Here is a 16,442-nt window from a genome sequence, read left to right on the forward strand (position 1 = left end):
ATGATTTGATGCTGCGTACCATTCCATGGCGCAACAACGCGACGCTCAAAAAGGTTTTTGGAGAACTTCGCCCCTATGTTGGTTTGGACTATGGTCGTGTTTTTGCACAACCTTTGTATGGTTTTACCAATGAGCAGCTTGCCGGTTGGAGCGCGGGTGTCAAGCTTTCGGGGGGGATGGCTTCTCTTGATGCGCGTTATTCCAGTATTTTCTGGAGCACGGTTAAGCACAAAAAGTCAGACACGTTTTTAATGACATTAACAATGGATCTTTAAAACAATGGATCTTTAAAGATAGAGATGGGGAGTAGAAGCATGAGATATGAGAAGAGAGAGAAAAGAGCGGCTTTATTTGGTGCTTTAGTTTCTAGTACGATGCTCAAAAAGGTTTTATTTGGGGGACTTGGTTTTTCTTGTTTGTTAGCGCCTTCAGCTTTACAGGCGCAGATTGCTATTGATCCTCACGCCAATGCTGCTCATCGTCCAGATATAGTAGCGGCGCCCAATGGGGTTCCTTCCATTGATATTGTCACCCCTAACAGCAGTGGTTTATCGCACAATAAATATTACGATTTTAATATTGGTCATTCTGGTGTTATTTGGAACAATCACGCGAGTGAAGTAGGGCAATCGCAATTGGGGGGCATTATGCCGGGCAATCCTCATTTGCGTGTGACGGGTTCAGCGAAGGTTATTTTAAATGAAGTTACCAGCAGCAACCACAGTGCTTTGAATGGTCCAGGAGAGGTTTTTGGGCGCCCTGCAGATGTGATTATAGCCAATCCCAATGGAATAACTTGTGATGGTTGTGGTTTTATTAATACACCCCATGCGGCATTAACCACAGGCGTTCCAGAAATTGATGCTTCTGGTTTTCTAAAGGGTTTTGTGGTGAGGGGTGGAGATATTACTTTTGGCGCAAAAGGAGCAAATTTTTTCTCTGGCCGAGGGGCTGTTGATATCGTTGATATTGTTTCTCGTACGGTGCATTTAGAAGGTCCTGTTGCGGGAAAGGATATTGGTTTTTTTGCTGGAACGGGGAGTTATGATTATGCTTCTCGCCAGATGAAGGAGCTAACCGATATTACTGGTAAACCAGAATATGCCATAGATGGGTCTGCTTTGGGGGCACTCCAGGCGGATCAGATTAAACTTGTGGCAACCGAAAAAGGTGTTGGGGTTCGCATGCGTCATGATATGGCGGCCAATGCGGGGCAGTTACATCTTTCGGCTGATGGAAAAATCTCATTACAGAATGTCTTTGGTCACAGGGGTGTTGTCCTTAAATCAAAAAGCCAGAGTGTGTTGGCAAAGAACATCAGCTCCAAAAAGAATATTGATATTGCCGCGAAAAAAGATGTGACGTTAGAAACTGTCGGGGCTGAGGGGCATTTTACAGCAGAAGCGGGGGAAGGGTTTTTAACCATTGAAGGACAAGTGACCTCTGGGGGCAATATGAAGTTGTCGTCACGCCATGCCATCAAAGTTTCAGGACTAGGGGCAGGGGCTGATATGGCGTTTGAGACGGGTGGTGATCTGAACATTAGTGGCACTGTTTTGGCAGGGGGCAATTTAAAGGCGCATGCTGGTGGGGATATCAGGGCGCACTTTTTAGCTGGTGGGGTTGATATGGCAGCGACCCAAGCTGCTGGTATCCTTGTTTTGGGTGACCAAGGGGGCGTTGATCTCCAAAGTATAAGTGGGGGTATTGCAGCAGAAAACATTTATGGTGCAGGGGATATTACTTTAGGCTCTCATAAGGGGATATTTGTTTCGCAATCTCTTCGGTCAAATCACGATGTGGTTCTTCATACACAACCCAATGCTGGGGTTCATTTTGGACAACTAATTGCTTATGGAACAGCTGATATTCGTGGTGGGGCAGTTGATTTTTCTTCACTGATGACAGGTGGGGATGCAACTTTAACGGTTGGGAGTTTGGATGCTGGCACTTTGATGACAGGTGTTGATTTTGTGAGTTCTCAGGTAAGTCCTTGGAATCCTTCCGGTGATCTTGTTTTTTATGATAAAGGTTCCCTTTCTATCACGGCACAAAGGGGGGTAAAGGTTGGACATATTATCAGTGGTGAAAATATTGAATTTTTTGCTGGCAACGATATTTATTATGATCAGATCATAGGGTACGGCGCAGCCACATTAACATCCCTGTCAGGTGGGATCAGTGTTGAGAATGTGCTGTCTGTTCTGGGGGATGTGAGGTTGACAGCACCGACACTGGATTTAAGCAATAATCGTTCTCATATTTATACGCCTCAAACGCTGTATTTAATTGCGGATCATATTGATGTTTCGGGGAGCCAATTGACCTATGGTGGATTAGATTTTAACAGCACCCATGCCCTTGATATTCACCATGCACGGCTACAAGCAGTAACAGATGAGGGGGGAACGGGCGATATTCTTTTTGTTGCGCCAGGCGTTATGGTTGATGAGGCAACATCGGTTTTAGCGGCACGAGAATTCACCATCAAAACAGGGGAGCTGCAAAATAGCGGTCAATTGGCAGCAGGTCAGAATTTAGTCTTTAGCGTGACAGGGAATGTGACCAACAACAAAACGGGTTTAATCTATACTGGTGGGAATGGAGCTTTAAAAGTTGATGGGGCTTTGTTGAATGATTTTGGCGCCATTATGGCAGAGGGTGATTTGTTTTTTACCAATGCAGAGGGCACAGGAAAAAGCCTTTCTCTTGTCAATATGGCAGGGCTTATTCAAGCCGGTGGAAACTTATTGATCCAAACCAAAACGTTGAAAAACGAAGCCGATAGTGCGCCTGAAATTGAGGAAAAAAAGGAATATAGGATCATTTCATTCCAAAAACCAGACAACTATAATTTGCTCGATGGCAGACCTTTATATTACGATATGAGATTGAATCAATGGGGCAAAGGAAAGCATTCTAAGTGGCCGCTTGTTGGTAAAAAGAACTTTATATTTGAACAGCAGCTATGGGCTAGCCAAGAAGGAACCTATGGTACAGCAACTTTGCAAGATGGAACAGTTTATAAAGCGTTTACTTGGGAATATAATGATACAAGAAAAACCATAAAAGAGTATAATTGGAATGATCAGTCACACATGAGTGAGGAGACTGTGACGCAGAGTTTTTCGCATAAACCGGCGGCTCAAGGGATGATTCAATCCCACGGCAATCTTATTATTAATGCTGATGATATTGAGAATAACTATAGCATTATAGAAGCAGGGGGCAATGCGGATATCCAAGCTAAGACGCTGACCAATGTAGGGATGACCGCTTATAAAAATACCTTTATGCATTGTCATGCCAATACCGATGCTTATTGTTATGCTTATAACGCCGATGGCAGCCGTAATATTAGTCTTGATATAGCCAATAACGGTAATCGCCAAACTGGCTCAGAAGTTCTTGATACGGTTTCTGGTCTTGTTCAGGCAGGAGGTACGTTGAATCTGGTGGTTGATCAACTTAACAACACGGCAGCAGAAGGGTCCATTACGGGGGATGCACATTTTGAAGCCAAAGCAGTTGGAGGTAATCCACTGGAGGCGCTGAACGGTTTAACCGGGGCTGGTGCTTTGTTTACACCCAAAGTGGACATCAATGGGACGGGGGATCTTTCTGAGGGGCTTCCTTTGCCAAAGCCCCAATCGGGGGGTGTTGGGGGCACTTTGCCTCAACAGAATTTCATTTATGAAACCAGAGCAGATTTCCTTGATGTTGGTAAGTTTTATGGTTCAGCTTATTTTTTAAATAGAATTGGTTATCAGCCAGATCGGGAGATTTTTTTCTTAGGGGATGCTTATTTTGAAAAGCAACTGATTGAAAAACAAATGCGTGATCTTGTGGGGCAAGGTTTGGGTAAAGGCTCGTTTATTCCAGGAAAAGATTCGATTGAACAAGTTAAAACCTTACTGGATAGTGGGGCAGATTATGCCAAAGCCCACAATCTCCCCTTTGGTGAGCCTTTAAGTGAAGAACAATTGGCAAGCCTAGAAGCCCCGATGGTGATTTATGTCCGTCAACAAGTCAAGGGCATGGAGGTTTATACACCGGTGCTGTACATCCCTGAAAAAGACAGAGCTTCCTTTGTTTCTGCTGGGGCTTTGATGATGGGTGATGATGTCAATATCACCAGCAAAGATGTGGTGAATTCAGGGCGGATAAGTGCTACCCATAACTTATTTGTGCACAGTGATGATATTTTGGGTAAAGGGGGGCATTTTGTAGCCGGAAATGATGCTGTTTTGCTTGCTCAGAACAATATTCGTTTGGAGGAAGGGCGCACAAGGGTTGACGGTGTGGAGACTATGTTAAACACCAATGCCTTGTCTGCTGGGGGCAATGCGACAGTTTTTGCTAAGCAAGATATCACAGCTTCAGGAGTAAAGATCACCACAGGGGGTGATCTTGCTATGGCCACAGAGCAGGGCAATTTGACAATCGGTGCTGCCAAAACTGAGCATCATGATGCGCAGGGTGATGCGACAATGCATCAACAATCAGAAGTTCATTCTGGGGGCTCCACAATACTTCTTTCTGGAAAAGATCTAAATATTTTAGGTTCTGAAGTCCAAGCAAAGGATAATCTTTTCTTACAAGCAAAAAACAATGTGTCGATTGATGCCACACGCAACAGTGCCAATAATAATCACGGGGATCAAAGTTCCCATGTTGTCGTACACAATGGCTCTCGTTTGAGTTCTGGCAAAGATACCACGGTCATAGCTGGAAAAGATATCCATGTTTCTGCCTCCGATATAGAGGCAAAGGGCAATGTTGCTCTTGGTGCTCAAGGGGACATCACAATAGAGACCAAATCCGATGAGATGGAGTATCATCTTCAGAATAAAAATACGAAAGTGGATATGCAAGCCTCTGTTGCCGTTGGCTCTTCGATCAATGCAGGGGGCGATATTACGGCTATTGCCGGGCAAGATGGCAAAGCGCATGATCTCACCATTACGGGCAGTTCCATTACGGCTGATGGCAAGGTGGGGCTGAAAGCGAGTAACGATGTTCTCATCAACAATGCGGAAAATAGTTTCAATTATGAGATGTCCTACAATAAAGAGGGTGGGGCGTTCAGCAGCAGCAAATCCGTGCATAACAAGATTGATGCGACAGAAGTTTCCGGTTCACTTATATCGGGGGGAGAAGGGGTTGCCATTAACTCAGGAAACAACACGGAAATTGTCGCCTCGACGCTTACAGCCGGCAAGATAGGGGAAACATCTGATCAGAAACAAGCGGATATTTCTATTCACTCTGGGGGACATATTCTCATCACAGGGGAGCAAGAGAAATATGATCAGCAAGCACAATCCTCAGAAAGTGGCTTTTTGCATGATAAATCTTCCGATAATGCTGAATCCCATAGCACAACGGTTTCCTCCATTCTTGGGGCGACGGGCAATATTGATTTGCAAGCAAAAAAAGATGCCACGATTACCGCTTCTCATATGATTGCCAATGAAAATATCAATGTTACAGCAGAAAATGTAACGATTAATGGCATGACAGACCATCATAAGAGCCATTCAGAAACCCATGAAACGGGTTTTGGTGTGGGCTCAGGCAAGGGCTTTGTCTCAATCTACGGGAGTGAGGGAAAGACAGAGAATGAAGAAAGCTTTGAACATCAAGGCTCTTCGTTCAATGGGAAAAATATCACCATCACCGCTACAAAAGAAGATGTGAACGTGGTCGGCTCTGACTTTAATGCAGAGGAAAAAATTAATGTTTCGGCAGCCCATGATATCAATGTTTTGCCAGGTCACAATAGTCATAGCGTAAACTCAAAGGAAGAACGCACAGGCTTTGGCATTCAGTTTGATAAAAACCGTAGTGGTGTTTCTGTAGGGATTGGAGTTGGAGGCGCCAAGGACAAAGGCGATCAATGGGAAAAGACTAATACAGCATCGAATTTCCATGCGGGCAATGATGCGAATTTTAATGCCGGCAATGATGCGAATTTTCAAGCGGCAAATGTTTCAGCAGACCGTGATGTCAATATCGATGCAAGCAACAATATCACACTATCGGAAAGCTATGATACCTCTAACGCGAAGGAAAAACATGAAAAGTTTTTTGCTGGTGTGACAGGTTCTGTCAATATTGGGTTGCTTGGTACTGTAAAAGACGTAAAGGATGCGGCAAAACGTTTTGGTCATGGGGATACAAAACACAAAATCGGTAATGGTTTAATTGTTGGCTTAAAAGGCTATGATCTCTATAACAAAGGAAAAGGTCTTTACAGTGGGATAAAAGGTGGAGCAACCCAAAAAGACATTCGTAATGCTCTTGATGTCTCAGCCAGCATTACAGCAGGGTTTAAGACCGAAAAGATAGAAGCCTCTTCTCAAGGCACCAATGCGGTGACGACGACCATACAAGGGGGGCATTCTATCAACATGAATGCTCACAAAGGAAACCTCCATGGTATTGGAGTGGATATTATCGCTGGCACAAACCCTCTGATCAATGATGAACAGAGCGGAAATGTTAATATGACAGTAGGGCAAAATATCATCTTTGAAAGTGCACAAAATACGCAAAGCACACAAAACAACAGTGAAAGTACTTCTATGAATGTTGGCTACACCTATGGTTCGGGTGGTTCTGGATGGATGGGGAATGCCTCTTTTGGGAAAGGCAAGGGCTCGAGTGAGGGAGTACAGCACAAGAACAGCCATGTTGTGGGTACCGGAACAGTTCATACCAGCAGTGGAGGGGATACTACATTGAATGGCGCCGTAGTTTCTGGAAACCGTGTAGAGATGGGTGTTGATGGTGATCTCACCATTACCAGCCAGAGCGATACGGGAAAAAGCTCTAGCAAGCAAAACTCTTTTTCTATTGGTTATAATGGTGGAAAACAGGATGGAGGCTCAACCAATATTGCCTTTAACAAGGATAAAACCTCTAGTGATTATCACAATGTTGTGGAACAATCAGGCATCAAAGCAGGGACAGGCGGCTTTGAGATCAATGTTAAAGACAAAACAACGCTGACCGGGGGCATTATTGACAGCACTGCACCAGCAGACAAAAACAAATTGACCACCGGAACCATTACGACGAGTGATATTACCAACAGTTCTGAAGCGACAGCCAGTAGCCAAGGTTTAAGCATTTCAGCGGGTGGTCCGATGGATCAAGGCAAATATGGCGTTGCAAAAAACACTGTTAAAAATGTCTTAGATCATTCTAAAGCTCATGATGAAGAGGAAGGTTACACCAAATCCGCCATCAGCAATGGTACCATTGTGATAACCAATGAAGACAGGCAAATGGCACTGACAGGGCAAAATGGGGACCAAGCCATTGCTTCCCTTAATCGTGATACTGCTAACGCCCATAAGGGTATCTCACCCATCGATGTAGGCAAGCTGGAACAAATCGTCCATGAAAACCGTGAGATGGCCACCCAATTGCTGGAAGAAGGATTTAAATACAGCGATGAGTCCTATAAAACCATGTTTCTTAAAGAACATCCTCTCGCTGTGGTTGACCGTGATGAACAGGGCAATATAATTTATAAAACAGATGAAAATGGGGAGCCTATAGAAGACGCTCGTGGACAAAAAATCCCTAAGTTTCATTATTTAACGGAAGAAGAAAAGCAGCATTTGCAAGAAGGGGCTGATGGCAAGGTCCATGTGTCCCTCAATGGCATTTTTACACCACCAGAGGAAGCTGCTGTTTATGCAGAGCAACATGCCAAGGATAAAAATGCACCGCTTTATTTTGTTGTGTTCCCAGAGGCAGATTCTGCCATCTCAGAACTTCTGGTTGCAGGCTACCAGAAGTTTTTAGAAAATAACTTTTGGGGTCTGACCAATTCCACACAAGAAGCAAAAGATCTGATGTTTCGCTATGGGAACACAGGATTGCATTTTGATGCCCATAGTCGTGGCAGTTTGACAAACTTGAATATGATGAATTCTTTAAAGCAAGAAGGCGTGCATGGGATAGCCAATAATACGACGATCAGTTTTCATGGCCCCGCGGCGAATGTTTTGGCTGCAGCCAATCTGTTAAGATATTTGAGTGATGGTAAACAAACCACTATTGGTTTTGATGGGCATAAATATGACTTTGTAAGCCGATGGATTGGTGGCAATGGCTATACGTATGAGACAGCACCTGCGGGCAGCAACGCTTGGAAAGAAGCATGGAAAATGTTCTCAGATCCTCGCAACGTTCATACTTGTTTGGGGAGTGTGGATGATATGTGCCACAAGCTTTATGGCACATCTCATCTAAAACAATTTCCTTTAAGTAAATCAAGGAGTAAAAAATGAAACAAACTCTAAAATTATTGAGTGGTAGTATATGGCTATTGAGTATGGCTGGATGTTATTTAGGTACACCTTCTACATCATCTTTGGATGCGTGGGAAAAGCCAGGAGCAGATTTTACTGAAGTAGCAAAAGCATTTTTAGAATGCGGAAAACCAACTCCTTATGATATTGATCCAGAAAATCAAAAGTTAAGCTATAATGAAAAAGCAACAGTTTATGCTTGCATGGTTCAAGCTGGTTTTCGTGATAAAGTGGGGGGGGGGACATGGTGTGAAAATCATAAAGCCGAAAACTTGCCGATTTGTCGTCCAGGCGCTGTGATCCCACAGAGAAGTGTCAAGAGGCGCTTAAATAGCCCGTTTTGTAAAAAATATAAAAATAGTCGTAAATGCCAACCTTAAGTGTTGCTGTTGATTGAAAGTACAATCCCTACCTCCATGTATTCCCATGGCAGTGCGGGATTGTTCCTTTCATTCACCATCTCAACATTGTTCAGAACTGTCTTGAAAAACGGAGACAAAAATAATCAACAGGCTTTAGAGCCTTCTTATAGTCATTAAATCCATTGAAAGAGGGGAAAAATGAAAAAAACTTTAAAACTATTGAGCTGTATAGCTCTGTTAAGTACATCTGGATGTGTTAACCAACCTCCTCCATCAACTTTAGCCTTATGGGAAAAACCAGGTGTCGATAAAGCTATAACCCAACAAGCTCTATCAAAATGTGGTTGGAAACCGATCTATGCTTCTTCTGACAATATGGATACGTATGCAAGTGAATTTGCCTCAGTTTATGAGTGCATGAAAAAAGCCGGTTTCCGGTACAAAATGCAAGATTCAAAAGGGATCTATTTTGTTCCCCCTGTGAAAAGTGACTCGCTTTTAGTTAATTTGATGGTAGCTGGATATGAGCAATTTATGGATAATGACACCTTTGGTATGACCAACAAAACGAAAAAGGAACGCGCTTTACTAACGCATTTTGAGAATGAAAGAAAACATCAGCAAAAGACAAAAGCACGAATGAAGTAGGGGGCAAAGCAGTGTCTTCCTTTATCTACGCAGATAGCACACTGGCAGGCACCGTGGTTTCTGGAAATAAGGTCAGGGGAGACGTAGGGGGCAACTTGACCATTACCAGCCAGAGCGATACGGGACAAACTTCCAGCAAGCAAAATTCTGTTTCTGTTGGCTTTGGTGCTGGAGCAACGGGGGGAGGAGGTTCCATGAGCGCCTCTTTCCAAAACGATAAATCCTCTAGTGATTATCACAGTGTTGTGGAGCAATCAGGCATTAAAGCAGGGGCGGGCGGTTTTGATATTACAGTCACGGGGACAACAAACTTGACCGGCGGCATTATTGCCAGCAGTGCCTCAGCAGATAAAAATAGTCTGACCACCGGAAGCATCACGACGAGTGATATCACCAACAGCGCCCATGCGACAGCCAGCAGCCATGGTTTTAGCCTTTCTGGAAATGATACGATAAAAAATATTACCAAGAATGTTTTAAACCATGGCAAAGCCAAGGATGGCGCAGAAGGAGAAACCAAATCCGCTATCAGTGAGGGTACCATCATTCTAACCAATACAACTGGCCAAAGGTCCATGGGGCAAGATGCTGAACAAATCATTGGCTCTCTCAACCGCAATACTGCAACAGCCCATCAGGCTGTTGCACCAATAGACGCCACATCCCTTGAGGGAGCGGTGCATAATCGCTTAGATATGATCAATGATTTATCCGATGAAGGATTAGGTTATTGGGATAAAGTGCGTAAAATGGCATTTTATGTTGTCCATCCAGTAGGTGAGGTTGCGCATGATGAAAATGGCAATGTCCTCTATTTAACTGATGACAATGGAAAACCTATAAAAGGCAAAGATGGAAAAAATATTACTCTGTATCGCTTTTTAAAACCAGAGGAAGAAGAGCATTTACAAAAAGGCTCTGATGGCAAGGTTCATATGTTCTACAATGGCATTTTTAATTCCCCCGATGATGCCGCGGGTAATGCTGTGCAAATGGCTGTTCATAACAATGGTCACCTTTATTTTACATATTTCCCACAATCTAAAGATATGCTGGTAGAGGCAGGTATAGCGGTTTTTCAGAAGTTTTTTGAAGGTACATTTTTCTTTGGATTGACCAATTCGACTAAGAAGTTCCAGAATACAATGTCTCTTTATGGCAATACAGGATTACATATTGATGGGCACAGCCGTGGTAGTATGACAGTAGGTAACGGAATGCATGATTTTGAAAAGCGTGGTATTCACAACATAGCAGGCAACACGAGTATCAATCTTTTTGGTCCAGCTTACAACGCTCAATCGATGGCAAATACGCTCGATTATTTAAGTGATGGCAAGCAAACCTCTGTCGGCTTGGAAAACCATGCATATGACTTTGTTGGTATAAAGTTTGGTGGAAATCCTGCTACTTTTGACAAAATACCTGCTGGCAGTAGTCCCTGGAACGAGGCATGGAGAATATTTAAGACTTACCCTACTGTCCATGCGTGTTATGGTCATGCAAGTGATGTGTGTAGATGGCGCTATGACTCATCTCATCGTATACAAATTAATTCAATTAAATCAGGGGGCAAGAAATGAAATACATCTTAAAATTATTGAGTGTGCTTGTTTTGTTTATGATAGCAGGATGTAATTTTTTTAAGCCTTCTCCAGGGTATATATACATGTGGGAGAAACCAGGAGCAGATTTTACTGAAGTAGGAAAAGCCTTGTTAGAATGTGGTATGCCAACCCCTTATGATGAGGATTCAGAAAACAGAAAGGTAAGCATTAATGCAAAAGCGACAATTTATGCTTGCATGATTCAATCAGGATTTCGCTATAAAGATGAACAGGTAGCAAGAGCGGGAGGGCCATGTTATACTTTTAAAGAAGAAAATCTCCCTATTTGTCGTCCAGGTGCTGTCATACCCCATAGAAGTGTCAAAAAGCGCTTAAACAGCCCGTTTTGTAAAAAACATCCAGAACAATATGAATGCTATCTTTAAATCTTGCTGTTGATGGAAAGTTCAATCCCCACAGCCATGTGTTCCCATGCCAGTGCGGGGGTGTTTCCTAAACTAATCACTTTAATGCTATTTATCTATGGGGTCTACAAACGTAGGGAAACATTTATAAAAATATCTATTTCAATTATAATCAAAATATTGAGAATAATTATTAATCATAACGTTGTTAGAATATGATTTTAGTAGTAATTTTGCTGTATTTTTGATATAATATTAGATGGCATGATCATTGGAAAAAATAAACGATAATAAAAATTGATAATGTACATCGTTGTTTTTAAAATGAAAAAACAGCATGTAAAATAATTTATAGATTGTTTCGTAATATCAAAGTTATTCAAGGATAGGAAAATGAAGCAAATTTTAAAATTATTAAGCGGGATAGCCTTATTTGTTATGGCTGGGTGTTACCCAGAACAGCCTTCTCGAACGGCCGTAGATACATGGGAAAAGTCTGGTGCAGATCAACTTGAGATTAAGAAAGCTCTGTTGGAGTGCGGAATGCAGCATCTGGATGGTCGTCTTGATACAGAAGTAAGTACCAATGAGAAATTCAATGCAGAGGAGTCTGTGAATGCATGCATGATACAAGCAGGTTTTCAAGATAAATTGGGAAGGGTGAAGTGGTGTGAGAAATATGAAAATCTGCCCATTTGTCAGCCTAATGCTGTTATTCCTCACCGAAGTGTAGAGAGGCGTTTAAATAGTCCTCATTGTGAAGAGAACAAAGAACAACCCGAATGTCAGCCTTAAGTTGAAACTGTTCTAATCAATAATTCTCATATTTCTTATTCTCGCAGAGGGGACGAGGCTCTTTTTTCGATGCATGGTCTATATGCTCTTTAGAGTTGTCTTACGTATGAGAAAAAATATTAACAGACTTATCAGCCTTTTTATTGTAATTATTAAAAGAGGGGAAAAATGAAAAAAATATTGAAATTATTAGTGCTATAGTTTTATAAGATTCTGCTGGATGTATCAGTAAACCTTTCTCATCGACTTTTGCATTATGGAAAAGCCGAGTGTTAATAAGTCTGTGGTCTAGCAGGTATTGTCAAAGTGTGGCTGGTACACTTCTTCTAATAAAAATATGGATTTGCATGCAAGTAAGTTTACAGCAATTTATGAATGCATGACTAAGGCAGGTTATCGCTACAAATTGCAAGATTCAAAAGGATCTATTTTTCATCAGCGCCGCGAAGTGATTCATTTTTAGTCAATTTAATGATAGCAGGGTCTCAGCAGGTTATGGACAATGATAGTTTTGCTATAACCAACTCGACTAAACAAGAGCGAGATTTGATATTTACGACTTGAGAATGATAAAAAACGCTAGAAAATAAAAAAAGCTCTGAAAAAGTGCAATATTTATCCGCTCTGAGATTAGCGATAGTGTTATTATCATCTGATAATATTGTGGAATATTTAGAAATTTATTTGATATGAAAAGTGGTAAAAAATGGCTTTGCTAACATAGCTGCTTTAACGATAATGAGTAGATTTCTTTCATAGAATAGATTTTGATGAAAATAGCTTTTTATTTTATGATCTTTTTTGAATCATATTTTTAAAGTATTACATTGATTCATTCAACCCATTGATAATACGGCATTAAGAGAAGTTTTGTTTGTTAATTTAATTTTTTTGCTAGATATTTGGCAACTTTAATGTAGAAATTGTCTACATTCGCTTACATTTCAGTGAAAATTTTCTTGAATTTTTTTTGTGGTTGAAGAAATGATGGGTTATAAATTTTATTGTATCTCATTGTGTGATATTTTTATTTTTAGAAAATGAAATAAATTGAATATTATATCTCTTTAAAATTCATATTTCTTTGCGTTTTTTTGAGATCAATTTTTTGGTGCTTTGTGTTTTAGCTCTCAGCATTTGTGGTATGGATCTTTAAAAAGATTGTCATCTTCAATGATATTTTTAAATTTTTTGTTCTTTCTTTACATAAAACACAAAACATACTATTGAATGATGTTTTATATCACAATAATAATAAAATAACTTTATTTATTTTATTATTATTGTGTTTAATTTTTACAGTTTATTTTTTGCCAACATTTTTTGTTTTTATTGAAAAAAGAAAGTTTTGAAAAGCAATGATAATCAAAGTATCTCATAATCGCTTGTGTTCGTATGTTTTTACGACAGTCATTTTTTCTTTTTTGTTAAACATAAATATTGAGGCACATTCTCGCTCATTTGTATCACTGTCATGTAACGAAAACAAATTACCTTATGAATGCAGTGATGGTGAAAAGTATACAATTAGTGATAAAGTATATAAGTTCACGGCACCTGTTAAACCCAAAAATGGGGAAGGAAGCTCTTTCACTTTGCCTGCTGCTATAGGAGCAAAGGAACCAAATACAGTTATTCAGGCAATGCGTATAAAGGTTGAAGGTACTGCAGATGTAGAAGATATTTATGGAGCTGTTGTATCACGAGGGGGAAAAATTGTTTTGAGTGATTCAGCTTTTAAAAATGTGTCAGTAGGTCTTAAAGCTGATCATGGAATAATTGAGGTTAATCGTGGAACGATTGAATCTTCTCAGATCGCTGCTTATGCAGAGAAAGTAGGAACATCTGTTAGGTTAACGGATACAAAAATTAAAGTGGAAGGTCAGAGTACTGATCAAGAGAGTGCTCTTTTCATTAGTGCTGATGCAGATATTCAGATGAAAGGTGGATTTATTGATGTGAATGATGCCGCTGCGCTTTATGTGGAAAAAGGGGGACGTGCAACTTTAGATAATGTTATCATTACTTCAAAACATCAAAAAATAAAAGATAGAGAAAATACAAATAGAAAAATTGAGCGTACAGTTTTCAATGTAAAACAGCAAGGATCTGTTTATTTAAAAAATACAAATATTGTTTCTACGGATGCCCATGTTTTAACAGTTGGACAAGATTTTAACACACAATCTGGGGGAGGTTGGGGAGAAAAAATTTTAATTTCGCGGGTTAATATTGAAGATTCAAGCATTAAGGCAATAGGGAACAATCATGGTATAAATTTTGAAATGGGAGGGGAGACTAATACATACGAACAGGGACTTGTTTTTTTGAAAAGAACGGTTTTTGAGGTTCCTGCTGGAACAGCTATTCATAATAATAATAGCCGGAGTTATATTGCTGTAACAGAAGACACTAAAATTTCTGGTGATTTATTATTAACAGCTGAAAAAGGGGGGACTGTCGCGGTTTTGGCTGATTCTTCTTCATTGATAGGAGGGACTCGTGTTGCCGATGATTCTATTGCTGAGCTTTATTTGACAAGAGGATCAAAATGGTTTTTGACAAGAAGAAGAGAGATAGATTCGCACGTTGCAAATCACGCAAGTTCATTTATTTCATTTGTAAAACTTTCTGATAGCTTTATTGCTTTTGAAACGCCAGTGTTTCACGAATATCAGACACTTCATATTGGAAAGGGAGAGAAAGAAGTTTATAGTGCGCAAGATCGTGCGGATATTTATCTTAATACCTATCTCAGGCGTGATGGGTTGCTTGATAATAAAAAGACTGATCGGCTTTTGATACAGGGTGATGTTTCCGGAAAAACAACAGTTTATGTGCAATTTATTGCCGAAAATCAGGGGGAAATAGCAACGGGTGAGAATGCTCATAGTATTTCACTTATTCAGGTTTCTGGAAAAGCAGCAGAGGATTCTTTTCAGTTAAATCGTGCTTATATTGCAGTAGAGGGTTTACCTTACCAATATTATCTTCATGCCTATGGTCCAGATTCTTCTCTTGGACAAGCAAAAACTTCTCAAAGATTGGTTGAGGGAGAGGGAGATTTTTGGGATTTCCGCCTTGAAAGTAAATATATTCAGCCTGCTTTAGGGGAATCTAATCTTCCTCATTCTAAGTTAAAGATCAGAGATGTTGTTCCACAAGTTCCGACCTATCTTCTGTTACAAAATGCTTTGTTTCATGTTGGGATGATGGATATTAGTAATCAACAAAAGCAGTTGCAAGCTACGCGGTCTATTTCTCGTAAGTTATTAAAAGTTAAAGATAATTTTTCATTATCTGTTTATGGGTACGGGGGGAGTTATCGTTATGTTTCAGACTTGTCTCTCCTTGAATATGGGTACGATGGGGATGTTGATTATAACGCTATAGAAACAGATATTTTACTCAAAACAATAGAGAGGGCATATAGTACGATATCTTTTGGGATTATGGGGGCTTATGGAAAGCTTTTCTTACAACCTCGTAACGTGGAACAAAGTCAAAAGAGTCCGTTTAATAAATGGACATTTACGGTATACGGTAGTGTGGAACACAATACGGGTTTTTATGGAGATGGTCTTTTATCTTATGGTTTGTTTAAAGGGGATGTGCTTACTCATGCTTGGGGTAAGACGGCGACATTAAAAGCAAATCCTCTGAGCGTTTCGTTGTCTGCTGGTAAAGTGTTTATGACAGGATATCACGGTCTTATTTTTGATCCGCAGATTCAGCTTGTTTATCAATATCTTCAATTTGATAAGTTTCGTGATATTGATGGGATTGATGTTGAGATGAAAAAAGCAGATCAATGGTTGATGCGTATTGGAGGGTATTTAAGTAAAACATTTACGGCATATGAAAAGGATCGTGTCATTTCTTTAAATGGCAATATTCATTTTGCCCATCATTTTGGTGAAAAACAATTTGTTCATCTAAAAGATATTTTTCAGTTAGGGTCTTTTGGTTCTTCTTTAGAAACAGGTGTGGGGATTAATGCACAATTTTCTTCTAAAGTTATACTTCATAGTAATCTTAGCTATCAGCATAAGCTAACCAAGGCAGGCTTTTCTGGCGTTCGTTTTTCTGGTGGATTGCGTTATCGTTTTTAATAGATGTGAAAGGACCACGTTGATTTAAATTTTTTTATCTGGTTGATGAGGGGCAAATGCTTTAAAAAAATTTATCAATGAAACTCTAAATCTGTTTGTGTTTTTTGGGGCTACAAATATATGAGATGTATTCGTCGTTAGTTTTTTAAAATAGCAACACTGTTATCCTCTTATGCTGTAAAACACCGTTGTTTAAGGAAGTGCATATCAAGTATAATAGGAAGGA

At 40.3% G+C, this 16,442-nt stretch carries 8 protein-coding genes; all 8 read left to right on the forward strand.

Annotated features, from left to right (window positions below):
- The coding region (locus FS875_RS06515) for a ShlB/FhaC/HecB family hemolysin secretion/activation protein (RefSeq protein WP_144754690.1) at positions 1–275 on the forward strand (275 nt) is incomplete at its 5' end.
- 39 nt (positions 276–314) lie between these two features.
- Positions 315–8,306, forward strand: coding sequence for a hemagglutinin repeat-containing protein (locus FS875_RS06520; protein ID WP_144754693.1), 7,992 nt, complete (start codon positions 315–317; stop codon positions 8,304–8,306).
- On the forward strand, positions 8,303–8,707 hold the full coding sequence (locus FS875_RS06525; protein WP_144754697.1) for a hypothetical protein: 405 nt from the start codon (positions 8,303–8,305) through the stop codon (positions 8,705–8,707). Before FS875_RS06520 ends, FS875_RS06525 begins: the two co-directional genes overlap by 4 nt.
- Positions 8,708–8,887: 180 nt before the next feature.
- Complete coding sequence (locus FS875_RS06530) at positions 8,888–9,337, forward strand: hypothetical protein (protein ID WP_144754700.1); 450 nt, start codon at positions 8,888–8,890, stop codon at positions 9,335–9,337.
- Positions 9,338–9,348: 11 nt separating this feature from the next.
- Positions 9,349–10,920 (forward strand): hemagglutinin repeat-containing protein, encoded by a 1,572-nt coding sequence (locus FS875_RS06535; RefSeq protein ID WP_246067876.1) that lies wholly within the window; start codon positions 9,349–9,351, stop codon positions 10,918–10,920.
- Positions 10,917–11,330, forward strand: a complete 414-nt coding sequence (locus tag FS875_RS06540; RefSeq protein WP_144754703.1) for a hypothetical protein — start codon at positions 10,917–10,919, stop codon at positions 11,328–11,330. The genes FS875_RS06535 and FS875_RS06540 overlap by 4 nt, the downstream gene beginning before the upstream one ends.
- Positions 11,331–11,702: 372 nt before the next feature.
- A complete protein-coding gene (locus FS875_RS06545; RefSeq protein WP_144754706.1) occupies positions 11,703–12,104 on the forward strand; it encodes a hypothetical protein in 402 nt (133 codons plus the stop codon).
- Positions 12,105–13,462: 1,358 nt separating this feature from the next.
- Entirely contained in the window at positions 13,463–16,216 is a 2,754-nt protein-coding gene (locus FS875_RS06555; RefSeq protein ID WP_144754709.1) for an autotransporter outer membrane beta-barrel domain-containing protein, read from the forward strand.
- Positions 16,217–16,442: the final 226 nt, after the last annotated feature.

Source organism: Bartonella saheliensis (genome assembly GCF_902162175.1).

Coding starts and splice junctions, on each gene's coding strand:
- FS875_RS06525 (WP_144754697.1), top strand. CDS start 8,303: ATGAAACAAACTCTAAAATTATTGAGTGGTAGTATATGGCTATTGAGT.
- FS875_RS06545 (WP_144754706.1), top strand. CDS start 11,703: ATGAAGCAAATTTTAAAATTATTAAGCGGGATAGCCTTATTTGTTATG.
- FS875_RS06540 (WP_144754703.1), top strand. CDS start 10,917: ATGAAATACATCTTAAAATTATTGAGTGTGCTTGTTTTGTTTATGATA.
- FS875_RS06520 (WP_144754693.1), top strand. CDS start 315: ATGAGATATGAGAAGAGAGAGAAAAGAGCGGCTTTATTTGGTGCTTTA.
- FS875_RS06530 (WP_144754700.1), top strand. CDS start 8,888: ATGAAAAAAACTTTAAAACTATTGAGCTGTATAGCTCTGTTAAGTACA.
- FS875_RS06555 (WP_144754709.1), top strand. CDS start 13,463: ATGATAATCAAAGTATCTCATAATCGCTTGTGTTCGTATGTTTTTACG.